Raw genomic sequence first — 21,942 nt, forward strand, 5'->3', positions numbered from 1 at the left:
AGATGAAACGATTTGGGTTCCTGTTTCTGGGGATGCTCCTGTTTCTCGCAGGGGCGCTCAGGGATGCAGGGGACCAGTGGATTTCTGACACCGACCTGCCACTGATCCTGACCGAAACATCCACCGAAGTTCGGGATCGAAACGGTGCTTTGCTCCGGGCCTATCCAGTGGGCACAGGCATCTGGCGTTTGGCTCCGGGAAAGGTTGATGCTGGTTTCACAGCGATGTTGATCCGGTACGAAGACAAACGGTTCTACTCTCATTCCGGTGTCGATGGCTGGGCTTTGCTGCGCGCCGTGCGGCAAGCCATCTGGAATGGGCGTCCGGTGTCTGGGGGGTCAACCTTGACGATGCAGGTCGCGCGTCTGTTGGAAGATGGCACAACCGGGCGCTGGGCAGGTAAGCTCAGGCAGATGCGCGTGGCTTGGGCTTTGGAGCGTCGCCTCAGCAAAGACGATATTCTGCGGCTTTACTTGACGCACGCGCCGTATGGGGGCAATTTAGAAGGCGTGCGCGCAGCGACGGTGGCATGGTTCGGAAAAGAGCCGCATCGACTGACGCCTGCGCAATCTGCTTTGTTGGTTGCCCTGCCTCAACGGCCCGAAGGACGACGACCAGATCGATATCCCGATCAAGCGCTAGCAGCACGGGATCGCGTGTTGCACCGGATGCAAAAGCACAACGTTCTGGACGGGGCCGAAGCGCGCGTCGCTTTGAGCGAACCAATCCCGGATGCACAACGACCATTCCCGCAATTGGCACCACATCTTGCGGATCGGGTGCGGCTGGAACAGCCAGAAAAAGTTACACATGTTTTGACATTGGACGCTGATCTACAACACAAGGTCGAGGGTTTGGTCGCGCGCGCCGCTGCTGCAGCCGGCCCTCAGGTTTCAGGTGCTTTGATTGTGGCAAATCACCAAACTGGTGAAATCTTGGCCTCGGTCGGATCACCTGCCTATCAATCTGCGCGACAAGGGTTCGTGGATATGACACAGGCCGTGCGCTCGCCGGGATCGACGTTGAAACCGCTGATCTATGGCTTGGGGTTCGATCAGGGCATGATACACCCTGAGACGTTGATCCATGATGGCCCCGTCATGTTTGGCCGCTATGCGCCACGCAATTTCGACGGCGAATTTCGCGGCGATGTCAGGATCCGGGATGCCTTGCAAATGTCGCTCAATATCCCGGTTGTGCGATTGACGAACGAACTGGGTGCGGCGCGGTTGGTCGCGACACTAAAGCAAGGCGGAGCCAACCCAAAACTGCCAAGTGGTGTGCCCGGTTTGGCCATAGCGTTGGGCGGGGTGGGGCTAAATCTACAGGATCTTGTGCAGCTTTACGCAGGTTTGGCCAACGCGGGGCAGGGTTTGAAATTGCACCATCGGGCGGGGCAATCGTCTGTACCGGTAGGGCGTATGATCTCGGATGTTGCGGCCTGGCATGTAAGCGATATTTTGCGGGGTCTCGCTCCCCCTTCCGGTGCGCAACCGCATGTTTTGGCCTATAAAACCGGAACGTCTTATGGGCACCGTGACGCTTGGGCGATTGGCTATGATGGGCGTCATGTGATCGGCGTCTGGTTGGGTCGCGCCGATGGTACGCCAGTTCCGGGGGCGTTTGGTGGGGATCTGGCGGCCCCGGTTCTGTTCGAAGCTTTTGGCCGTTTGAAACCAGATTTTGATCCATTGCCTGCCCCCCCTGCTGCAACACTGATCCTAGGCGCTGCTGAGCTGCCTTTGCCGTTGCGCCGTTTTCGCCCGCGCTCGGCGGCGTTCGAAGCTGCGCAGGATGCGCCGCAACTGTTGTTCCCCCCCGATGGGGCTCGATTGGCGCTGGGGAATGATCCCGTCACTTTGAAAGTACGCGGCGGAGTGGCCCCGTTTATGGTGTTGACCGATGGGGCTGCGGTTGCGACCGGGTTGTATCAACGGGAATTCGAAGTCCCAAACCCCGGGGCCGGATTTTCGACGTTTGTTGTTGTGGATACTGCAGGGCGTTCTGACCGTGTTGCGGTCCGTTTGGAAGACTAGATTTTAGGAGGGTCACATGTTTCGATCTTTATTGGTTTGTGCTTTTGCACTGTCGGGAACATCGGTTGGGGCGCAATGCGCATCGGATGATGAAATCGTACGATTTGTGGGCGATTATGTACAGAAGCAACCCGCGAAAGCACTGAACGCGGGCGGCAGCATGGATGACGCGCTGTGCACCCAAGCCAAGCTCGCCAAAGCGTTAGAGCCGCATATGGGTCCTGTTGTGGGCTACAAAGCAGGGCTGACGAGCAAACCAGCCCAGGATCGGTTCAAGGTCAGCGAACCTGTTCAAGGTGTTCTCTATCGTGACATGATGCTGGAAAATGGTGCTGAATTGCCCGCTGGGTGGGGCACTCGACCTGTTTTTGAATCGGATTTGATTTTGGTTGTAGGGGACGCAGCCATCAACCAAGCTACAACCGTCACCGAAGCCATGGCGCATATTTCTACAGTGCATCCGTTTATGGAATTGCCTGACCTGACACTGGCCAAAGGGGAACCAATTACAGGCGTTACTTTGACAGCTATGGGTGTGGGTCCACGTCTTGGCGTCTTAGGCGCGGGAATCCCTGTGACGAACCCCGTCGAGATGGGGCAGGCGTTGGCGGATATGCAAGTTACCCTGCGCGCTGCGGACGGCGAAGTTTTGGTCGAGGTTCCGGGCAAAGCGGTGATGGGTCATCCTGTGAATTCGGTGCTGTGGCTGATGTCCAAAGGGATTGAGCTGAAACCGGGTGACATGGTGTCGGTTGGCTCGTTTGGCCCGCTGTTCCCGCCGGTCAAAGGCAAGGGCGGCGCGTCCGTCACGTACACGGGATTGCCGGGGAACCCGTCTGTGTCGGCGGTTTTCAAATAGAACCAGCCCAACTGAACAGGGTCGCGAAGGGCGCTAACGCCGCCCCTCGCGCAGCCATCCGGCTAGAATAAACCCAGAGGCCAAAAGCAAAACCAACCAAACGGGCAATAGCGGTGTTTGGGTCACATCGCGGGTTTCATACGCATTGCGCGGGGTTAGGCCGATCCATCCACGTCCAGCAGCGGGTCGCCCCTCGCGCACATTGCGCAAATTGGGCAGGCCCTCTTGCAAGCGTAGGATTCCGCCGCGCAATCCCGTGATCAAAGGATCGAGTCTGTCCCCTGTCGCAATGGTTTTTTCAAATTCGCGAGGGGCAGAGGGGCCCAGTCCGATCACGGCGTCTTGCGCGCCTTCGGACAGGCGATAGAGCCCAATCGCAGGACCCACATATGTTGCTTCAAACCGGCCCGGAGTAACCTCGGTCAAATCCACGGTGACCGGGTCACCTGTTGGTGGAGTCACGGTAACGGATCCAATTTCGGTGTCCAGAGTGCGCCGGATGATGCGCATTGTCTGGCCATTGGCCTCGGCCCATAGCGCCTCTTCCTCAAGCTCGGGTTCTTTCATCATCCAATGGGCAAGGCGACGCAGCAATTCGAGTTGCGGCCCACCGCCTTCGTACCCTCGGCTCCACAGCCAAGCATGATCCGAGGCAAGCAAGGCAACGCGCCCCTCTCCGACGCGATCAAGGATCAGAAGGGGGCGATCATCGGTGCCCGTCATCACTGTATTGCCGGACCGTGCTTCCACTTCGATCTGGCGGAGCCAAGCCCCCCATTCATCGGCTTGGGACAGGTCGGATGTCACGGGATGGCGTTGCCCAAGGTCGGTAACTTTGGGCAGATATCGCTCTTCGATAACACGTGCTGTTGGTTCCGCCGGCAAGATCGGGGCAAGGGGCGAGCGATAGATGCTATCCGCAGTCGCAAAGTCAGGACCTGCAGCAACCAACACCGCCCCGCCTTTGGAGACATAGTTTGAGACGTTATCCAGATAGATCGCAGGCAAGATCCCGCGTCGTTTGTAACGGTCGAAAATGATCAGGTCGAAATCGTCGATTTTTTCCAGAAACAGCTCACGCGTTGGAAAGGCGATCAGGGACAGTTCATCCACTGGAACGCCGTCTTGCTTTTCAGGTGGGCGCAGAATGGTGAAGTGGACCAGATCAACAGAGCTGTCTGATTTAAGAAGGTTGCGCCATGTGCGGCCACCGGCATGGGGTTCGCCACTGACCAAAAGCACGCGCAGGCGATCCCGAACGCCATTCATCTGAACAAGGGCTGTGTTGTTGCGGTCCGTCAGCTCCCCCTCCGCTTCGGGGACTGAAAACTGGATCACATTCCGCCCGCCATGTGTCAGCGTGACGGGCAATTCGATATCTCGTCCGGTCGGCACATCGAACTGTTCCGGGCGGGCGCCATCGACCGAGATCTCGAGCCTTGCCAACGGTCCAACAGACGGCACGGCTCCGCTGTCTTCGATCCGCAGGGTCAATGTCACGGGCTCACCGATGATGGCAAACGCTGGGGCGTTGGCGACGATCAAACGACGGTCCCAATCTTGGGACTCGCCGGTCAACAGCAGGTGCATTGGCGCAGGCAACGCCGGGGCGCGTTCCATATCGTGTACCAGCCCGTCAGACAGGGCGATAATGCCCGCGATCCGGGCATTGGGTTCCTCGGCAAGCACCTCGGACAGGGCTGTCATCAGTTGGGTGCCAGTATCGCCTTTGCCATCCCCAACCGGGATGCGCCGCAGGTCGGTATTGGGGCGGTTTTCAATCTGTTCAGCCAGTGTTTCGGCCGCGGCATTGGTTTGTGTGCGTCGGTTTGATAGGGACTGGCTTGCGCTTTCATCCTCGAGCATCACGACGATATCGGTAAGGGGACTGCGGTCTTCGATTTGATACACGGGTCCGGCCAAAGCGGCTAAGAGAAGCGCCATCCCGAGACCGCGCAGCGCCCAACCCGACATCCCACGCCACAAGGCCAACCCAACGCCAGCCAAGGACAGCAGGGCCAGCGCGATCAGCACAGGCAGCGGGATCAGGGGGTCGAAAATGAGTTCTCCGGTCATTGGCCCAACCTGTCCAGCAATGCAGGCACATGGACCTGATCAGATTTATAATTCCCGGTGAGTACGTGCATGATCAGGTTGACCCCAAACCGATGGGCCAATTCGCGCTGACGCTCACCAGCATAGCCACGCCCCACCGGCAGCATGTCAGTGCCGTTGCGGGCCACTGCCCAGGCGCCTGCCCAATCATTGCCCCCGATCACCACTGGCGTCACCCCGTCATTGAGATTGCGAAACGGCATGCCCTCAATTTGTTCCACATCGGCAGGTGCGGCCTCGACCCAGACATCCGGGCTGATGTGGCGGCCGGGGAAATCCTGCAGCAAGTAGAAGGTGCGTGTCAGCACGTGATCCTTGGGCACTGGTTCCAGCGGGGGGATGTTAAGCGGCGCGGCAAGTTGTCTTAATTTCTGGCCATTCGGGCTGGTGCCGCCAAAGCGAGCATAATGTGCATCCTGTGTGTCAAACAGGATCATGCCACCAGACCTGAGATAGGCGTTCAGTTTTGCATTCGCAGCCTCGGATGGTGCGGGTTGCGATGGTGTGACGGGCCAATATAGGAGGGGGAAAAAGGCAAGCTCGTCCCGTTCGATGTCCACGCCAATCGGTGCAGCCGGTTCGATTGAGGTTCGAAAGTACAGGGTGTCTGAGAGTCCCCGCAATCCGGCCAATGCGATCTCGTCCACAGTCTGGTCACCCGTTAGCACGTGGGCCAGAACCAATTCATGCGCGGCCTCTAGAGCAAAATCAGAGGCGTCTTGAGCTTTAAGTTGCGGCGTGAACAGTAACAAGGCAATCACCGGGGCCACCACCCGTGCGTTGCGCAGGCGCCCGGATAATAGCAAAGACGCGATCACATCCAAGCAGAGCAAGATCAGTGAAAGACTGAGCAAGGCCCCCCCGAGGGGCTGTTCCTGTTGCGCGCTGGGGCGTTGCACTTGTATGGTCGCGGGCCACGTCGCCTGTTCTAAGATCGTGTCTTTCGTCATCACGTTTCGGGCCAACACTCTTTTTTCATTGCCATATAGACCGGGGCGCAGATTGGGGCCAATGCGGCCAGACAACAGCTCTGGGCCGTCTACGCCGGGCAGGGTGTCGGCGTTCATCAAAGTGCCAAAGCCGTCCATGACCTGCATTGGGCTCCAGACTGTGCCTTCGACGCTCGCGGGTGTGGATTTGGTGCCAGAGGACACGGTCAACCGGTCCATCATCTCAACAAACAGGCCGGACAGCGGCAGCGTGGAGGATTCCGCATCCGACGTGATGTGGAACAACACAACTTGGCCCAGGCCCAGCGATTTGCGCGTTACCAGCGGGGTGCCGTCACTGAGAGAGGCGATCACACGATCGGCGAGGTTGGGATCGGGTTGCGCCAGAACCTGTGTGGTGACGCGGACGTCGTCGGGGATGGTCAGGCCATAAAAGGGCGATGTATCGGGGAAAGGGGCCAATGATTTCGGCTCTCCCCAACTCATGGCGCCACCGACTGACCGGCCACCACCGCGCAATCGAACGGGGAGGAGGGGATCTTCGGTCTCGCGGCCAAGGTCACTGTTGGCGGTGCGCGGCCCTGCAAACCGCAAGAGCAGGCCGCCATTTTCGACCCAAGCAATAGTTTCGGCTGTTTCAAGGGCGGTTAGGTTTGTGACATCTGCCAAGGCGATCACATCTGGATTGGCAGGCAGAACTTCGAGCAGAGAGCCGTCAATGATGTCCGCGCTTGGGGTGACGACTTTGGTGAGGTAATGCAAAGGCGACAGCAGTTCGAGCCCTTCGCGGTTTTCCCGGCCTGCGATCAAAGCGATTTCGCGTCGGCGCAGGCTATCATCCGTGAGCGCTGTTGCACCCGCAGATGCTTGGCCCTGAATTTCAAAATGCGTGATCCGGGCGCGCAATTCTGTTGGCAATGACAGCGCAGTTTGGGCGTCAGTTTCGGTGGCCGAAAAGGAAAGATCGACCGAAGCCAACGTGCGCTGCGTTCCCGCAGGGTCGCGACCCTGTGCCAATATGGTGATATTCTGATCTGATGCTGCGGCTGAACGGTGGGCCGAAATCTGCATCGCACTGTCTTCAAAGGTGGCTGGCTTTATGCCGACAACGGGTTGGCCGGATTCAAAGACCTTGACCGTGCCGCGTGTTTCAAACGCGGATAAGAGATCGCTTTGCCCTTCAAAGCTGAGGCTGTCGCTGAACCAGAGCGTGTCAAAGGAGTCAGGGATCGTTTGCATATCGGCAAGTGCGGTTTGAACCTGATCCGGGGATGGGGCCCAAGGCATTGGGGTCAATCCGGGCAATCGGCTGCGCCATGCCTCAGCTGACTGAAACACCAAAGGCTGCGGATCTGTGAGCTGCAACACGGCGACCGTGCGTCCCAATCGGCCTGCTTTGGTCAGCTCGGCATCCAACTGGCGGGTGCTGTCTGGCCAATGCGTGGCCCCGGCCCAACTGGCATCCAAAACGACCACCAACGGACCTGACCCTGCCTGATCACGGGATGGGTTTAAGACCGGACCGGCAAGACCAATATTCACAGCCGCCAGTGCAAGCAATCGCAAGGCCAAAAGCCACCACGGTGTGCGATTTGAAATGCTTTCGTCGTCCTTTAACCCCAAGAGTAGGCTGACCGCAGGAAAGCGACGGAGCGTCGGAGCGGGAGGCACGGCCCGCAGGATGAACCAGAGAATGGGAAGCAGAACGAGCCCCAGCAATAGCCAAGGCGTGGTAAAAGCGATGCCAGACAGCAGATTCATCGCGCCCCTCTTTCGAGTGCCTGATACAACCAGACAAGTGCAGTTTGCGCCGAATGCCCGGTGTCGTGACGGCCAAACATCCAACCTGTGGCGTTGCAAATGCGTTGCAGATGGTCGCGGCGCTCTGCCAGTCGCTCCAAATACCGGGTCCGTAGGTCACCCGCCTTAAGGGTTTCGTGACGCAATGTTCCACCGACGCTTTCAAAGACAGTCCGACCTTGAAAGGGAAACGCTTCTTCGCTGGGGTCCAGCACCTGCATAATCACCCCGCGTATGCCACGATCTGCGGCTTTGGTCAGGGCTGTTTCAACTTCGGTCAGATCCCCCAGAAAATCAGAAATAAACACGGCCCGCGCATGGGGAATAAGGGCTTTGTGTTCCGGCGGGGCATAGTCGGTTTGATCATCGACGGACCAAGATTCAGCCAAACGAATGACCTGCGCATTGCCGCGCCGAGGTGGCAGAGTGGTCCCTGTCAAACCAACGCGTTCCCCTGCTCGGGCAAGCAGGATCGCGGTTGACAGCCCCAGCAGTCGGGCGCGGTCAATTTTGGTGGGCGTATCTTTGTCGGACGCAAATTGCATCGAGGCGCCCTGATCGATCCAGAACATGACGGATTGCGCGATTTGCCATTCCCTTTCACGAACGAATTGCTGGTCCCCGCGCGCTGATCTGCGGTGATCGATCATTCGCTTGCTATCGCCCAACTGCGCAGGTCGGTATTGCCAGAAATCATCTCCCAATCCCGCGCGTCGACGCCCGTGATCCCCCAGAAGGACAGTGCCCGCCAGTTGTTCCGCACGCGCCAACAGGGGGGGCAATCGGGCGGCTTCGGCCTCGGATCGTTCACGAAGGGTGAGGGCAGGTGTCACGCCGCGACCTCGGATCGTGTCAGGCCAGCAGCGGTGCTTTCGATGAGTTCTGCCAGACTGTCACCACGGGCGCGGGCCGCAAAGTTCAATGCCATACGATGGCTAAGCACAGGGCGCGCCATATCAATGACATCCTCGGCATTTGGGGCAAGGCGACCCTGCAACAGAGCGCGGGCGCGTACTGTCATCATCAGCGCCTGCGCCGCACGGGGGCCTGGCCCCCAAGCCACGGTTTCACGGACACGATCTGAAGCACCGGGTTCCTCGGGTCGAAAGGCACGCACCAGATCCAATATCATCTCAACAACCGAATCCCCAATCGGCATGCGTCGCAACAAAGTTTGAGCGTCGAGCAATTCAGTCTGGGTGAAGATCTGTGTGGCACTTGCGTCTTCTATCCCTGTCGTGGCCGTCAAAATATCGCGTTCAGTTTGACGCGTTGGATAGGGCACATCGATTTGAACCAAAAAGCGGTCCAACTGTGCCTCGGGCAACGGATACGTGCCTTCTTGTTCAATCGGGTTTTGGGTCGCAAGCACGTGGAACGGGGCACCGAGGGGGCGATTTTCCCCCGCTACGGTCACTGTCTTTTCCTGCATCGCTTGCAGCAAGGCGGATTGCGTCCGGGGGCTGGCGCGGTTGATTTCGTCTGCCATCAACAGCTGACAGAACACCGGCCCGGGCACAAATCGGAATTGGCGGCTGCCATCATCAGCCGTATCCAGAACCTCGGAGCCCAGAATATCAGCGGGCATCAGGTCGGGGGTGAATTGAATGCGGCTGCCATTCAGGCCCATGACAGTTGAAAGTGTTTCAACCAAAAGGGTTTTTCCCAATCCCGGCAGGCCAATCAGCAAGCCATGTCCACCGCACAACAAAGCAGTCAGGGTCAGATCAACCACGCGTTCCTGGCCGATAAAGCGATGTGTAATCGACTCTTTCGCCAATCTCAATTTATCTTCAAGGGCTTCAATCTCAGCGACCAGATCGGCAGGTTCGGACATGGTTTTCCTTTCCGTGGACGTATATAATACTAAGTGTATCGCGTTGAGAGGAAATGGCAAAAACAATGAGTGGACAAAAAGCTGTGACTCCCTCGGCAGATGGCATTGCAGAGGCGGTTCGCGCCTCTAAATCACGCGGATTACCGCCTGTACATCTGTGGACTCCTCCGTTTTGTGGGGATTTGGATATGCGGATCGCGCGGGATGGCACGTGGTACTATCAGGGATCACCGATCACCCGACCTCAGCTGGTGCGGTTGTTTTCGTCTATTCTAAAGCTCGAAGATGACAAATACGTGTTGGTGACACCTGTTGAAAAGGTGGGCATCACGGTCGACGATGCCCCCTTTGTGGCGACAGATGTTGAAGTAACGGGGGCGGGTCAAGATCAGGTGCTGGAATTCACAACCCATGTTGATGACACGGCAATCGCCGGACCGGAGCATTCTATACGTGTTGTGCGAGATCCTGAGACCGAGGAACCCGCGCCCTATGTCATGATCCGTGCCGGGCTAGAGGCTTTGATTGACCGCAAGACGTTCTATCGGCTTGTCGATTTGGGCGAAGATCACGATGGGTGGTTTGGGATCTGGTCGTCGGGTACGTTCTTTCGCATCATTCCGTCAGAGGCGCTGGACGGGTTGTAGACGCGCGTTTGTACTGCGACAGCACCACGCCCAAGGCCACAATGACGGCGCCGGCGGCTTGGGACCAGTTCCAGGCGGCGCCAAGAACCATCATGATCACCATCACATAGAATGGGGCGATGTTCATATGAACAGAAGCTACGGCGACGCCCAATTTGCCAATTGACCCGATGTACATCGCTTGGCTGATACACAGCGAAATCACCGCATAAATCACAAGCATTCCGCCCAACTCAAAGTTAAACGGCAGGGTTGCAAGGGATGGAACATAACCCAACGAAATCGACCCCACTAATAGGGCAGAGTTCATCACCAATGCGCCGGTCATGGTGATGGTTGTCTGGCCGATCTTACCCAATTTGGGGAATTCGCGCACGGTTGCCATACTGGCCCAAGTGAACAGAACGGTTGCAGCAACAGCAAAGGCCGCCCCCAACCCCAACTGGGCAGGGGCCAAAGCATTGGTCGCGATGATGCCGCCAAGGATCGAAATGCCGATACCCAGACAAAAGCTCCAGGTGAGTCGCCGGGTGCGGGCGTGTACCTCTAGCAAGGCACCAACAAGGGGCCCACAGGATGCAACCAAGGCAACCGTCACGGGGTCAGTCAGGTCTTGTGCAACCAAAAGAAAGTAGGTTCCGAACCCAAATCCAAATCCGCCCACAAACATGGCTTTGCCCCAAGGCGCATTGCGTACTTTTGTCGGGCCTTCGAGCCAAATCCAAAGTGGGATCATGACAGCCATAGCTAATGCCAGACGGGCCACGATCACGACAAGCGGAGACCAGTTTTGCAGCAGGACTTCTGCGGCGGGGAAACCTGCGGCCCAAAACAGCATAGCGGACGTGCCAAGCGCATTTCCGGAAATCAATGTTCGCCGCTCGGACATTGCGTTGGACGCAAGCGCCTGTGCGGGATCAGGGCTGTAGGCCATCCCGACGTCTTTCTATATGATATGTGAATCGCATCAGATTCAATGCGGTGAGGCCAAGTCACCCGGAATGCGTGTCCAAGTCTGGCCGGTTTTCGACAATGTGTCGTTTTCAGTCCCTTGGCGGTGAACTGTTTTACAAGTTATTCCTGTGGACGAAACAAATGAGAGCTCCGATGCCCCGATTTGCCGCCAATATTTCGTTGTTGTTTGCCGAGTTACCTTTTCTCGATCGCTTTCCTGCCGCCGAAAATGCCGGGTTTGAAGCGGTGGAGATTTTGTTCCCATATGACATTGCAGCAAAGAACACCCGCCGTGCCCTGCTTGCGAATGGATTGGAGTTGGTGCTGATCAATGCGCCGCCGCCCAATTACACCGGGGGCACGCCGGGGTATGCAGCCATTCCGGGGGGTGAGGACAGGTTCCAGCGCGATATTCGTCGGGTGATGCGGTACGCCGAGCAGCTTAAACCCGAGCATATTCATATCATGGCTGGCTATGAACAGGGCCCCGGCGCGCAGGCTAGTTTTGTGCGGAATTTGCAATGGGCAGCAGATCAGCATCCCAATCAGAAGTTTACCATCGAACCTTTGAATGCTGGCGCTCAGCCCGGGTACTTTTTAAACGATTATGATCTGGCTGCTGACATCCTGACGGCGGTCGACCGGGTCAATGTAGGTCTGCAATTTGACAGCTATCACGCACAGGTGATCCACGGTGATGCCGCAGGTATCTGGGAGCGGTTTCATCCTTTAGTCACTCATGCTCAAATTGGGGCAGCGCCAGACCGCAGCGAACCTGCGCCGGGACCGATTGATTTTCCGTCACTTTTTGCGGCGATGGACGGGTGTGGGTATCGGGGGTGGGTCAGTGCTGAGTATGATCCCAGCACGCCGCGTACGGTGCAATCCCTGCATTGGATGAGATAACCTGTGCGCAAATGCACTGGACATCACATCCATCAAGCTGCTTGTGATGGCGGTAAGAAGGGATGATCCACCATGTTTCCAGCTCGTTTTGCGCCAGTCTTGTTTGCATTTTTGATCTCAGGCCTGATGTCTTGTATCGTAACCTGTGTTGCCACCCTCAAAACCTTGGGGTTTTCAGATCAGGTTTTAGGAACCTGGATCGAGGCGTGGACCTTTAGCTGGCCGATTGCTTTTGCCGTTATTTTGGTTGTGGGTCCGGCGACACGCAAATTCGTAGCAAAGTTGACCGCCTGAACCCTACCTTTGGACCAGGCGCTTAATGCGCCTCGGCCCAGTTTGCCCCCTGACCGGCATCCACTGTGAGCTTAACGTCCAGTTTGACAGCGGGATCTGATGCGCCTTCCATCACGCGACGGGCCACATCAATGGTTTCATCGACATGGTCAGCCGGCACTTCGAACAGCAGTTCATCGTGCACTTGCAACAGCATCCGCGCAGGCAAATGCGCGATGGCAGCAGGCATCTGGATCATGGCGCGGCGGATAACATCCGCGGCGGTGCCTTGAATGGGGGCATTGATGGCGGCACGTTTGGCAAAGCCAGCGCGCGGACCCTTTGAGGACATCTCAGGCGTGTGGATCTTGCGCCCGAACAGCGTCTGAACATATCCGTGCTCTTTGGCAAAGGCGACCGTGTCATCCATATAGGTCCGAATGCCGGGAAAGCGTTCAAAATAGCGGTCAATGAATCCTTGCGCCTCGCTACGCGGAATGCGCAGGTTGCGAGCCAGTCCAAACCCGGAAATGCCATAGATCACACCAAAATTGATGGCTTTGGCCTGACGGCGAATGTCGGATGTCATCTCGTCCAGCGGCACGTCGAACATCTCTGACGCGGTCATGGCGTGAATATCCAAACCATCCGCAAAGGCTTGTTTCAAGGCATCAATGCCAGCGATGTGGGCAAGGATGCGCAATTCGATCTGGCTGTAATCGAGCGACAGCAAGACATTGCCCGGTTCAGGAATAAATGCCTCGCGGATGCGGCGCCCTTCTTCGGTGCGCACGGGAATATTCTGTAGGTTCGGGTCGGTCGAGGCCAGCCGCCCGGTGGTCGCACCGGTGATCGAATACGACGTGTGAACCCGGCCCGTATCGGGGTTGATGTGTGTTTGCAGCGCGTCGGTATAGGTTGATTTCAGCTTGCTCAGCTGACGCCAATCCAACACCCGGCGGGGCAATTCGTGTTCGGTTGCCAGATCTTCCAGAATGTCCGCACCGGTCGAATACTTGCCCGTCTTGCCCTTTTTGCCGCCCTCAAGCCCCATCTTTTCAAACAGAATTTCGCCCAATTGCGCGGGCGAGCCGACATTGAATGTTTCACCCGACAGTTCGTGTATCTCGGCCTCAAGCCCTGCCATCTTCTGGGCAAACGCGTTGGACATACGGCTGAGCACCTCGCGGTCGACTTTGATACCGTGCATTTCCATTTCAGCCAACACAGGTACCAGTGGCCGTTCCAGCGTCTCATAGACGGTGGTGACCTGCGCGCGGTGCAGTTGAGGCTTGAAATGCTGCCAAAGACGCAGGGTGATATCGGCATCTTCGGCGGCGTAAGCGGTGGCCTCGTCAATTGGCACCTTGTCAAAGGTGATCGCGGATTTACCGCTGCCCAACAGGGGTTTGATTGGGATTGGCGTGTGGTTCAGGTATCTGTCTGACAGGGTATCCATACCATGGCCGTGTTCCCCGGCGTGCATGGCCGACGACATCAGCATTGTATCGTCAATCGGGGCAATGGACACGCCGTACCGTTTGAAGATTTTGGAGTCGTATTTCATGTTCTGCCCGATCTTCAGGATCGCGGGATCCTCAAGCACGGGTTTCAAGATATCCAGCGCCTCGTTCAGCGGCATCTGCCCCTCGGCCAGCTCATCCGAGCCAAATAGATCGTCCGCTGATCCATCGCGATGGGTCAGCGGGATGTAACAGGCGGTGCCGGCCCGAACACAAAGTGAAATGCCGACCAGATCGACGATCATTTCATTTAGGCCGGTGGTTTCGGTATCTACGGCGACCCACCCATGTTCGCGGATCTGATCCACCCATTTCTGCAGCGCAGCGGCGTCGCGCACGCATTCGTATTTTGTGGCATCAAACGGAATGTCCGCGACCGAGATTTCTTCGGCTTCGGGGGCAACTTTGTCGGTGATGGTGGGGGCTTCGGCGCCCAGTTGATCCGCGATCCGCTTGGTCAAGGTGCGGAATTCCATCTCGGCCAGAAAGGCCAGCAACTTGTCTGGGTCGGGGTCACGGACTTCTAGATCCTCGAGCGTGAAATCGAGCGGGGTCTTTTCGTCAAGTTGAACCAGCCGCTTGGACAGTTCGATCTGATCGCGTTTGTCGACCAAAGTCTGGCGGCGTTTGGGTTGTTTGATCTCTTCGGCGCGATCCAGCAGGCTTTCCAAATCACCGTATTCATTGATCAGCAGCGCGGCGGTTTTGATGCCGATGCCGGGCGCACCGGGCACGTTGTCCACGCTGTCGCCGGCCAGCGCCTGCACATCGACCACGCGTTCAGGAAACACGCCGAACTTTTCAAAGACGCCGTCGCGGTCGATGCGCCTGTTTTTCATGGCGTCGTACATTTCGACACCGTCACCGACCAATTGCATCAAATCTTTGTCCGAACTGATGATGGTACAACGGCCACCGGCCGCGCGCGCCTGTACAGCTAGGGTCGCGATGATGTCGTCGGCCTCGTACCCTTCCTTTTCCTCGCAGGCGATGTTGAAGGCGTGGGTCGCTTCCCGCGTCAGGGGCATCTGTGGGCGCAGATCCTCGGGCATTGCCTCGCGATTGGCTTTGTAGAGGTCATACATGTCGTTGCGGAAGGTATGGGAGCCCTTGTCAAAGATGACGGCGACATGCGTCGGGGCATCCGGGCCGTGGTTGCCTTCGACATAGCGTTGCAACATGTTGCAGAACCCGGACACGGCGCCAATCGGCAGGCCGTCGGATTTTCGCGTCAGCGGCGGCAGCGCGTGATAGGCACGGAAAATGAAGGCCGAGCCATCGATCAAGTGCAAATGGCAGCCTTTGCCAAATTCTGTTTTGCTCATGGTGTGCTGCCCTATCCGCTCAGTTTCATCGGTGTCTGTGCATTCTATCCGTTATCCGAGTGCGATCCGCAATCGTACAGGGCGCAGTGACCCCCGAATTTGAACAGGATTTTGCCAAAAGCTTTGAGAGGCATTGGATGCAGAAGGAGGTGTGCCGCCTGATTAAGGCACCATGGCCAAGGGCCCCAGCAGGTCAGAGGGGCCAATGCGAACGCTGTGTTCAGGCTGCGCCCGACGTCAGGGCAAGAAACACATCTTCCAGATCGGCTTCTTGCGTTTTGACGTCGCGGATCCGGATGTTTGCGGCCCGCACCGCCTCTAGCACCTGTTCCGCGCTCAGCTGTTGGCTGTGATAGTGCAACGCAATAGTGCCATCGGATCCGAACGATGCATCAATCCCCTCGGCCTGTGGCAATGTCGTGGCGGGTTCGTCGGGGACAATCACCATGGTGCGCCTATCGAGGCGCCCCAACAGGTTGGCGGTGCTATCTTGTACCACCAGTTGACCCTGATTGATGATCGCAATCTCGTCACACATTTCCTGCGCTTCTTCGAGGTAGTGCGTGGTCAGGATAATCGTCATCCCCTGCTCATTCAGCTTGCGAACATTGGCCCACAGCATTTGGCGCAGTCCAATATCGACCCCAGCAGTCGGCTCATCAAGTACCAGAATATGGGGGCGATGAACCAGCGCTTTGCCCAGCAACAAACGACGGCGCATACCGCCGGACAGAGTTCTGGCATAGGCCTCGGCTTTGTCTGTCAGGCCAATCATCTCAAGGATTTCATCGCTACGGCGCTGTGCCTTAGGGACGCCATACAGTCCCGCCTGTACCTCTAGCGCGCCGCGTGGGGTGAAAAACGGATCAAGGTTCAGCTCTTGTGGCATCACTCCAATCGAGGCGCGGGATTGGCGTGGGTTGGCATCCTGATCAAACCCCCAGATCGTTACCGAGCCACTGGATTTGACGACAAGACCTGCAAGGATATTGATCAGAGTGGATTTCCCGGCCCCATTTGGCCCAAGCAGCCCGAAAACAGATCCTCTTGGGACGGAAAGGTCGATACCCTTGAGCGCATGTTTTTCGGGTTGGTTGCGCCCGCCACTGTAGGTTTTGGTCAACCCCTGGATCCGGATCGCGTCCTGTGTCATCTGCGGCTCTTGCCCCTGTGCATTCCATCGCTCATAAACGCATCTAATCCATGCCTGCGAAGCCGACAACCAGAAGGACAGCCAGCGATGACAATTGAAGCGCCGGAAACCAAAATTGTTGAAAATGCCCGTGTTGCCTGTGATGGCAGCGAAGGTGCTTTGGGGCATCCCCGCGTTTGGTTGCAAATCCCCGAGGATACCGGTCGCGTTGAATGTCCGTATTGCGATTGCCTTTACATTCTTAAAGGGCACGAAGACGGCTGATCACGCGGTGATGGGCGTGGTGTCTTAGCCGAGCCAATCTTTGCGAACGACGGCATCGTTGAGGGCGATCAGGTCTTCTTTGAGTTGGCGGATTGGGGTTGGCCCACCAAGGCACACCCGCACGGATTCCGGCAATGGTAGAGATGTGACCGCGAAGGCATCGCTTGGCATCAGGCCAATTTGACGAGTTGCCATCCGACCCATCAATTCGGCGCGGCTGGTGCCAGGTGGCAGCGTGAGCCAGAGGTTGAATGCGTATGGGTCACTGCGAAACGAACAGTTTTTCAGGATTGATGCGGCCAGATCTTGGCGTTCTTTTGCGGCTTTTCGAATAAACGTCTGAAGCTCGGCAGCTGTGCCGTCTTCGATCCATCGTCCCATCAAGGCCAGCGTCAGCGGTGAGGTCATCACGCTCATGCTGCGCAGAATTTGGGAGAATTGTCCCATAAGATCCTGTCTTGGAACCGTCGTGTAGGCCAGTCGCAGCCCCGCACCAAACGCTTTGGACAGACCGGCAATATGCCACCCTAAATCCGGAATTAGATGAGAGATCGGAACCGGTGCCTCGGGCGTCACAAAGCAATAGGCGTCATCTTCGATCAGAGGGATATCATGCTTGCGCAAGACGGCGGCGATGTCTTTACGGCGATCTGGCGGGATGGTGGTGGTGGTCGGGTTCTGCAATGTGGGGTTTAGATACAGGGCCGACGGCCAAAGCGTCGTAATCCGCTCTTCCAAGGCATCGGGAAGAATGCCGTGTTCATCACTGGCGACCCCTTCAAGCTGGATGCCAAGGCGGGATGCAATCGATCGGATGCCGGGATAGGTCAGGTCCTCGCACAGCACGGTCATGCCGGGTTCGCTGAGGAGTGTCAGAATTGCAAACAGGCTGGCGTGTGCGCCAGGTGTGATGGTCAGTTGGTCCGGGGTGTGGGCCAGCCCATGTTGTTGCATCCAATCAATTGCGATGTCGCGATCATGGGGGCTGCCGGTGACGGATTGGTATCGCAACAGCGGTACAAGGTTTGCTGACACATGCGAAAGCCCTTGCTGCATGCGGGCGATCAAGTCTGGATCATCCGGTTCTGGCGGCATGTTCATCATCGGGTCTTCTTCCGATGAACGTCTGGGATCGGGGTGTTCTGTTTCTGCTTCGATGGTGCGGACAAAGGTGCCGCGCCCGACAAAGCTTTCGATGTAGCCACGTCGGACTGCTTCGGCATAGCCCCGCGAAACTGTCGAAAAATCCAGACCCAAAACTTGGGCGACCGCGCGTTGTGCGGGAAGCCGGTCACCCGGAGACAGGGTTCCCTTGTCTATGTCAGAGCGAATGGCTTCGGCAATTTCAATGTACCGGGGATTGCCGGTGTCGCTTAGTACAGGGCTCCAGAGAGTCATGGAGGGGGCCTCATTTTTCATGGCTGCACGATCATTAAGGGGGGCGTGCATACATTGCAACCACATTGTACTCAATAATGATTGCAATCAATTTGGGTTCAATCTATGTATCCGGCGACTCAAGGAGAGAATGCGATGACGGATGCACCCGCGCAGGAAATAGAAACACGCGAAGTGAAGCCGGCGATCCTGAATGGATTGCGGCTTAAGTGTCCGCGCTGTGGTAAGGGCAAATTGCTGCATAGCTATGTCAAAGTGAACGATAGCTGCTCTAATTGCGGTTTGGACCTGACGCCCCAGCGGGCGGATGATGGTCCGGCTTACCTGACCATTCTAATCGTGGGTCACATTTTGGGCTTTGCATTGCACATCGCGTTCACCCAATGGCGCCCAGAGCCGCTTGAGCTTGCGCTGGTAATGTCAGTGCTTGCAGTGGGGAGCGCGCTGGCCCTGTTGCCTCGGATGAAGGGTCTGATCGTGGGGTATCAGTGGGCCAAACGGATGCACGGTTTCTGATCGTCCATTCGACCTATTTGGTTGTTATGGGGCTGCCCGCAGTTATGCGTGCAGCCTTGTTTTTATCCAATGGGTCATTCCCGACGCTGTAAAGAAAATTGCGGCAAGACATACGATGGATGGGCCTGTGGGGGTGTCAAAGTGGTATGACGCCTGAAGCCCGCCCAGTGCGGCAAGGCCTCCAAGACAGGCGGCGATCAAAACCATCCGTTCGGGCGTGTTGGCAAAGGGTCGGGCAGACGCGGCCGGGATGATCAGCATCGCGGCAATCAACAGCACGCCCACCACTTTGATTGCGACCGCAACAACCACTGACAAAGCCAGCGTCAAAATCAGTTGCTCTCGCTTGGGGTCAATGCCGGACGCGCGTGCAAGGTCAGGGTTCAGTGTTGATAGCAACAAGCCAGACCAACGCCACCAAATCAGGACAAGCACTAGCAGTGCTCCGCCCCAGATCACCATCAGATCTGTTTTGTTTACGGCAAGGATATCGCCAAACAAATAGGACATCAGATCAACGCGCACATCTTGGATAAGCGATACGGCGATCAGGCCAATCGCAAGGGAGGAATGGGCGATCACCCCCAACAGGGTGTCCATCGCATATCCGCGTCCGCTGAGTGTTGAGATTGTCGTCGCCATAATCAAGCACACAGCGAGGACGCCCACAAAAATAGACATTGAAAAGCTGAGCGCGAGCGCAACTCCCATGATCGACGCATGGGCGGTGGCGTCCCCAAAATAGGCCATCCGCCGCCAAACCACGAAACACCCTAAAGGGGCTGCGGCCAACGCAACGCCAAGACCGGCGAGTGCGGCGCGCATCAAAAAACTGTCGAGGAAAACGCTCATGCTGAAGTCTCGTGCGTGTGATCGTGGTGGTGATTGTGTTCATGGCGATACAATGCCAGCGCGCCTTGGGTGCCGGTCCCAAACAGAGCGCGGTATTCCGGGGCCGAGGCGACATGCTCGGGCGCACCTTCGCAGCAGATGTGGCCGTTTAGGCAGATCACCCGATCAGAGGCGGCCATAACGACATGTAATTCGTGACTGACCATCAAGACGGCGCATCCAATCGTTTTGCGAACGTCTTCGATTTGACGATAGAAAGCGGCAGAGCCGGGTTGATCCAATCCTTGGGTGGCTTCATCAAGAATAAGCAGTTGGGGGCGCATCAGCAGGGCTCGTGCAAGCAACGCGCGTTGAAACTGCCCACCGGAAAGCGCGGACATTTGCGACCCCATCAGATTGCCAGCACCCGCTTGGGCCAGAGCAGCCTCGGCATCTGCGTCGCTGACCCGGTTTGGCAGGCTTAGGAACCGTCGAACGGTGAGCGGTAGAGTTGGGTCAATGTGCAGTTTTTGCGGGACATAACCAATGCGTAGACCGGCCTGTTTTGACACCTTGCCGCCATTGGGGCGCACGGCGCCGATGATGGACCGCAACAAGGTGGATTTACCCGACCCATTTGGGCCAACAACGGTAACGATTTCTCCGGCATTCAGGGTCAGGTTTACGTGACTTAAGACAGTTCTGCCGCCAAAACGGACCGATAGCCCCTGCAAATCAACGAGACTCATGATGCGGTGGCATCCTGACAATTTGGGCATAGGCCCTCGGCTTCGATCACGATCCGTTCGATCGTGAACCCTAGATCCTTCGCGGTGCGTCCGAGTTGGCTCTTACTGAGTTCTGAGGCGGACTCGGCCACTGTGTCGCATTCCCGGCAGATCATAAACACAGGGGTGTGGACTTCACCCGGCTGGGTGCAGGCGACAAAGGCATTCATACGTTCAATTTTGTGAGCGAAACCATTTTTGACCAGAAAATCCAAAGCGCGATAAGCCACCGGGGGCTGTGAGCCCAGGTTTTCTTGGCGCAGTCGGTCGAGAATTTCATAGGCCCCGAGCGCGCGATGCTCTTCCAACAGGATTTCAAGAACACGTTTGCGGATCGGGGTGAGTTGTAGTCCGGCCTGCTTGCAGTGTTTATCGGCGACATCGACGGTGTTTTGAATGCAACAGCTGTGATCGTGATGGGTGAACCCTATCGCGGCCATGATTGTGCTCCTTTTGTGTCAGCCCTCATTTGGGGCTTGATATGTTATACTATGACGCTTAACAACCCCTCCCTAGATGTGTTATAAAGTTACATGGAGCGCGACATGCGTAGAATTTTTCCAATTGCCTTGAGTGTCGGCATGGGGGTGGGCGTCGTGGCACAGGCTGAGGTGCCACGAGTCGTAGCGGACATCGCGCCAGTTCACTCGCTTGTTGCGCAAGTTATGGCCGGGGTTGGATCCCCGGATTTGATCGTGCGCCCGGGGGCTTCGCCGCATGAGTATGCGTTGCGTCCGTCGGAAGCAGGGGCATTGGATCAGGCAGATGTTGTGTTCTGGATTGGCGATGAGCTGACGCCTTGGTTGGATCGGTCGATAGAGCGTCTGGCGCAAGATGCGACGGTTGTGTCTTTGTTGGATGCAGACGGGACTGTTCGTTTGCAATTCAGAGAAGGGCCCATATTTGATCACGACGATCACGACGATCACGACGATCACGACGATCATGCGGATGACGCAGGCCATGACGATCACGATGATCACGCAGATGATGCGGGCCATGACGATCACGATGATCACGCAGATGATGCGGGCCATGACGATCACGATGATCACGCAGATGATGCGGGCCATGACGATCACGATGATCACGCGGATGACGCAGGTCATGACGGTCACGATGATCATGGGGATGAAGAGCACGCCGACCATGCTTCGCACGATGAACATGGGCATGATCACGACGGAATAGACCCACATGCCTGGCTTGACCCAGAGAACGGTAAGCACTGGCTGGATGTGATTTCAGCTGAGCTGGCACGCCTCGACCCAGAAAACGCGGCGCGGTACCAAGAAAACGCAACCAAAGGAAAAGCGCACATTGATAACGCGATGCGCGACATTTCAACCGAGCTGGCATCGACCACTTCAACCCGTTTTGTTGTGTTGCATGATGCCTATCAGTACTTTGAAGAGCGGTTTGGTATTCACGCAATCGGAGCAATTTCACTAAGTGACGCAAGCGACCCAAGCCCGGCGCGGGTACAGTCGGTTCAGAAAAATGTCCGTGAATTGGACGTGACTTGCGTGTTTTCCGAGCCGCAGTTCAATGTCGAGATTGTTGCGACAGTTATAGAAAACAGTCAGGCGAATTCTGCCGTGTTGGATCCACTCGGGGTCGGCATTGAAACGGGACAGGGGTTCTATGTGAATTTGCTACGCAGTTTATCCAGCCAAATCGCGGGCTGCTAAAAATCTTAACGTCGGTCGCGGCGCCTCGGCCAACCTGTCAGAGAAACCCTGACGCCACCTCCAGATTGGTGAGTAA

At 57.0% G+C, this 21,942-nt stretch carries 19 protein-coding genes; 8 read left to right on the plus strand and 11 right to left on the minus strand.

Annotated features, from left to right (window positions below; translation table 11 throughout):
• The first annotated feature begins 2 nt into the window (after positions 1 to 2).
• The gene (pbpC, locus tag ABWV33_RS15935; protein ID WP_502930917.1) at positions 3 to 2,036 is read left to right on the plus strand and encodes a penicillin-binding protein 1C; all 2,034 of its coding nucleotides are present in this window, start codon (positions 3 to 5) and stop codon (positions 2,034 to 2,036) included.
• Positions 2,037 to 2,052: 16 nt separating this feature from the next.
• Entirely contained in the window at positions 2,053 to 2,895 is an 843-nt protein-coding gene (locus tag ABWV33_RS15940) for a 2-keto-4-pentenoate hydratase (RefSeq protein WP_353332169.1), read from the plus strand.
• A 33-nt stretch (positions 2,896 to 2,928) separates the two neighbouring features.
• Here the strand turns inward: ABWV33_RS15940 and ABWV33_RS15945 are convergent, their stop codons facing one another.
• The 4 genes from ABWV33_RS15945 to ABWV33_RS15960 are packed head-to-tail and all read right to left on the minus strand — an operon-like array spanning position 2,929 to position 9,597.
• On the minus strand, positions 2,929 to 4,971 hold the full coding sequence (locus tag ABWV33_RS15945; RefSeq protein ID WP_353332171.1) for a DUF7408 domain-containing protein: 2,043 nt from the start codon (positions 4,969 to 4,971) through the stop codon (positions 2,929 to 2,931).
• Positions 4,968 to 7,721 (minus strand): DUF4159 domain-containing protein, encoded by a 2,754-nt coding sequence (locus tag ABWV33_RS15950; protein WP_353332173.1) that lies wholly within the window; start codon positions 7,719 to 7,721, stop codon positions 4,968 to 4,970. The genes ABWV33_RS15945 and ABWV33_RS15950 overlap by 4 nt, the downstream gene beginning before the upstream one ends.
• Positions 7,718 to 8,593: a DUF58 domain-containing protein gene (locus ABWV33_RS15955; protein WP_113823616.1), complete on the minus strand. Its 876-nt coding sequence runs from the start codon at positions 8,591 to 8,593 to the stop codon at positions 7,718 to 7,720. Before ABWV33_RS15955 ends, ABWV33_RS15950 begins: the two co-directional genes overlap by 4 nt.
• Positions 8,590 to 9,597: an AAA family ATPase gene (locus ABWV33_RS15960; protein ID WP_353332175.1), complete on the minus strand. Its 1,008-nt coding sequence runs from the start codon at positions 9,595 to 9,597 to the stop codon at positions 8,590 to 8,592. Before ABWV33_RS15960 ends, ABWV33_RS15955 begins: the two co-directional genes overlap by 4 nt.
• Positions 9,598 to 9,662: 65 nt before the next feature.
• Here ABWV33_RS15960 and ABWV33_RS15965 point away from each other — a divergent pair, with 65 nt between their 5' ends.
• Entirely contained in the window at positions 9,663 to 10,244 is a 582-nt protein-coding gene (locus ABWV33_RS15965) for a DUF1285 domain-containing protein (RefSeq protein WP_353332177.1), read from the plus strand.
• On the opposite strand, the gene ABWV33_RS15970 is transcribed toward ABWV33_RS15965, so the two are convergent.
• Entirely contained in the window at positions 10,213 to 11,178 is a 966-nt protein-coding gene (locus ABWV33_RS15970) for a DMT family transporter (RefSeq protein ID WP_251134354.1), read from the minus strand. The genes ABWV33_RS15965 and ABWV33_RS15970 overlap by 32 nt on opposite strands.
• 173 nt (positions 11,179 to 11,351) lie before the next feature.
• On the opposite strand from ABWV33_RS15970, the gene ABWV33_RS15975 reads away from it, so the two are divergent.
• Both ABWV33_RS15975 and ABWV33_RS15980 read left to right on the plus strand, forming a co-directional pair.
• The gene (locus ABWV33_RS15975; RefSeq protein ID WP_353332179.1) at positions 11,352 to 12,104 is read left to right on the plus strand and encodes a hydroxypyruvate isomerase family protein; all 753 of its coding nucleotides are present in this window, start codon (positions 11,352 to 11,354) and stop codon (positions 12,102 to 12,104) included.
• A gap of 72 nt (positions 12,105 to 12,176) precedes the next feature.
• Entirely contained in the window at positions 12,177 to 12,398 is a 222-nt protein-coding gene (locus tag ABWV33_RS15980) for a DUF2798 domain-containing protein (protein ID WP_113823619.1), read from the plus strand.
• 22 nt (positions 12,399 to 12,420) lie between these two features.
• On the opposite strand, the gene polA is transcribed toward ABWV33_RS15980, so the two are convergent.
• Positions 12,421 to 15,225 carry a DNA polymerase I gene (gene polA / locus ABWV33_RS15985; protein ID WP_353332181.1) on the minus strand — a complete coding sequence of 935 codons (2,805 nt, stop codon included), beginning with the start codon at positions 15,223 to 15,225 and terminating at the stop codon, positions 12,421 to 12,423.
• A gap of 220 nt (positions 15,226 to 15,445) precedes the next feature.
• Complete coding sequence (locus ABWV33_RS15990; protein ID WP_113823621.1) at positions 15,446 to 16,378, minus strand: ABC transporter ATP-binding protein; 933 nt, start codon at positions 16,376 to 16,378, stop codon at positions 15,446 to 15,448.
• An 87-nt stretch (positions 16,379 to 16,465) separates the two neighbouring features.
• Here ABWV33_RS15990 and ABWV33_RS15995 point away from each other — a divergent pair, with 87 nt between their 5' ends.
• Positions 16,466 to 16,642, plus strand: a complete 177-nt coding sequence (locus ABWV33_RS15995) for a zinc-finger domain-containing protein (protein ID WP_113823622.1) — start codon at positions 16,466 to 16,468, stop codon at positions 16,640 to 16,642.
• Between the two features lie 24 nt (positions 16,643 to 16,666).
• Here ABWV33_RS15995 and ABWV33_RS16000 read toward each other — a convergent pair whose 3' ends face one another.
• Entirely contained in the window at positions 16,667 to 18,040 is a 1,374-nt protein-coding gene (locus ABWV33_RS16000) for an aminotransferase-like domain-containing protein (RefSeq protein WP_353332184.1), read from the minus strand.
• Positions 18,041 to 18,175: 135 nt separating this feature from the next.
• Here ABWV33_RS16000 and ABWV33_RS16005 point away from each other — a divergent pair, with 135 nt between their 5' ends.
• Positions 18,176 to 18,556: a DUF983 domain-containing protein gene (locus ABWV33_RS16005; RefSeq protein WP_113823624.1), complete on the plus strand. Its 381-nt coding sequence runs from the start codon at positions 18,176 to 18,178 to the stop codon at positions 18,554 to 18,556.
• A 42-nt stretch (positions 18,557 to 18,598) separates the two neighbouring features.
• Here the strand turns inward: ABWV33_RS16005 and ABWV33_RS16010 are convergent, their stop codons facing one another.
• From ABWV33_RS16010 to ABWV33_RS16020, 3 genes are read right to left on the minus strand one after another with little or no spacing between them, the layout of a single operon-like run.
• On the minus strand, positions 18,599 to 19,408 hold the full coding sequence (locus ABWV33_RS16010) for an iron chelate uptake ABC transporter family permease subunit (protein WP_113823625.1): 810 nt from the start codon (positions 19,406 to 19,408) through the stop codon (positions 18,599 to 18,601).
• Positions 19,405 to 20,136, minus strand: coding sequence for a zinc ABC transporter ATP-binding protein ZnuC (gene znuC / locus ABWV33_RS16015; RefSeq protein WP_113823626.1), 732 nt, complete (start codon positions 20,134 to 20,136; stop codon positions 19,405 to 19,407). The genes ABWV33_RS16010 and znuC overlap by 4 nt, the downstream gene beginning before the upstream one ends.
• The gene (locus tag ABWV33_RS16020) at positions 20,133 to 20,615 is read right to left on the minus strand and encodes a Fur family transcriptional regulator (protein ID WP_113823627.1); all 483 of its coding nucleotides are present in this window, start codon (positions 20,613 to 20,615) and stop codon (positions 20,133 to 20,135) included. Before ABWV33_RS16020 ends, znuC begins: the two co-directional genes overlap by 4 nt.
• Positions 20,616 to 20,720: 105 nt before the next feature.
• Between ABWV33_RS16020 and ABWV33_RS16025 the strand changes: the two genes are divergently transcribed.
• The gene (locus ABWV33_RS16025; protein WP_353332187.1) at positions 20,721 to 21,866 is read left to right on the plus strand and encodes a zinc ABC transporter substrate-binding protein; all 1,146 of its coding nucleotides are present in this window, start codon (positions 20,721 to 20,723) and stop codon (positions 21,864 to 21,866) included.
• The last annotated feature ends 76 nt before the right edge of the window (positions 21,867 to 21,942 follow it).

The sequence above is a fragment of the Phaeobacter sp. NW0010-22 genome (assembly GCF_040365955.1).
Taxonomy (GTDB): domain Bacteria; phylum Pseudomonadota; class Alphaproteobacteria; order Rhodobacterales; family Rhodobacteraceae; genus OMPR01.

Coding starts and splice junctions, on each gene's coding strand:
- ABWV33_RS16005 (WP_113823624.1), top strand. CDS start 18,176: ATGACGGATGCACCCGCGCAGGAAATAGAAACACGCGAAGTGAAGCCG.
- ABWV33_RS16000 (WP_353332184.1), bottom strand. CDS start 18,040: ATGACTCTCTGGAGCCCTGTACTAAGCGACACCGGCAATCCCCGGTAC.
- ABWV33_RS16020 (WP_113823627.1), bottom strand. CDS start 20,615: ATGGCCGCGATAGGGTTCACCCATCACGATCACAGCTGTTGCATTCAA.
- ABWV33_RS15940 (WP_353332169.1), top strand. CDS start 2,053: ATGTTTCGATCTTTATTGGTTTGTGCTTTTGCACTGTCGGGAACATCG.
- ABWV33_RS15945 (WP_353332171.1), bottom strand. CDS start 4,971: ATGACCGGAGAACTCATTTTCGACCCCCTGATCCCGCTGCCTGTGCTG.
- ABWV33_RS15980 (WP_113823619.1), top strand. CDS start 12,177: ATGTTTCCAGCTCGTTTTGCGCCAGTCTTGTTTGCATTTTTGATCTCA.
- ABWV33_RS15950 (WP_353332173.1), bottom strand. CDS start 7,721: ATGAATCTGCTGTCTGGCATCGCTTTTACCACGCCTTGGCTATTGCTG.
- polA (WP_353332181.1), bottom strand. CDS start 15,225: ATGAGCAAAACAGAATTTGGCAAAGGCTGCCATTTGCACTTGATCGAT.
- ABWV33_RS16025 (WP_353332187.1), top strand. CDS start 20,721: ATGCGTAGAATTTTTCCAATTGCCTTGAGTGTCGGCATGGGGGTGGGC.
- znuC (WP_113823626.1), bottom strand. CDS start 20,136: ATGAGTCTCGTTGATTTGCAGGGGCTATCGGTCCGTTTTGGCGGCAGA.
- ABWV33_RS15995 (WP_113823622.1), top strand. CDS start 16,466: ATGACAATTGAAGCGCCGGAAACCAAAATTGTTGAAAATGCCCGTGTT.
- ABWV33_RS15965 (WP_353332177.1), top strand. CDS start 9,663: ATGAGTGGACAAAAAGCTGTGACTCCCTCGGCAGATGGCATTGCAGAG.
- ABWV33_RS16010 (WP_113823625.1), bottom strand. CDS start 19,408: ATGAGCGTTTTCCTCGACAGTTTTTTGATGCGCGCCGCACTCGCCGGT.
- ABWV33_RS15975 (WP_353332179.1), top strand. CDS start 11,352: ATGCCCCGATTTGCCGCCAATATTTCGTTGTTGTTTGCCGAGTTACCT.
- pbpC (WP_502930917.1), top strand. CDS start 3: ATGAAACGATTTGGGTTCCTGTTTCTGGGGATGCTCCTGTTTCTCGCA.
- ABWV33_RS15990 (WP_113823621.1), bottom strand. CDS start 16,378: ATGACACAGGACGCGATCCGGATCCAGGGGTTGACCAAAACCTACAGT.
- ABWV33_RS15970 (WP_251134354.1), bottom strand. CDS start 11,178: ATGGCCTACAGCCCTGATCCCGCACAGGCGCTTGCGTCCAACGCAATG.
- ABWV33_RS15960 (WP_353332175.1), bottom strand. CDS start 9,597: ATGTCCGAACCTGCCGATCTGGTCGCTGAGATTGAAGCCCTTGAAGAT.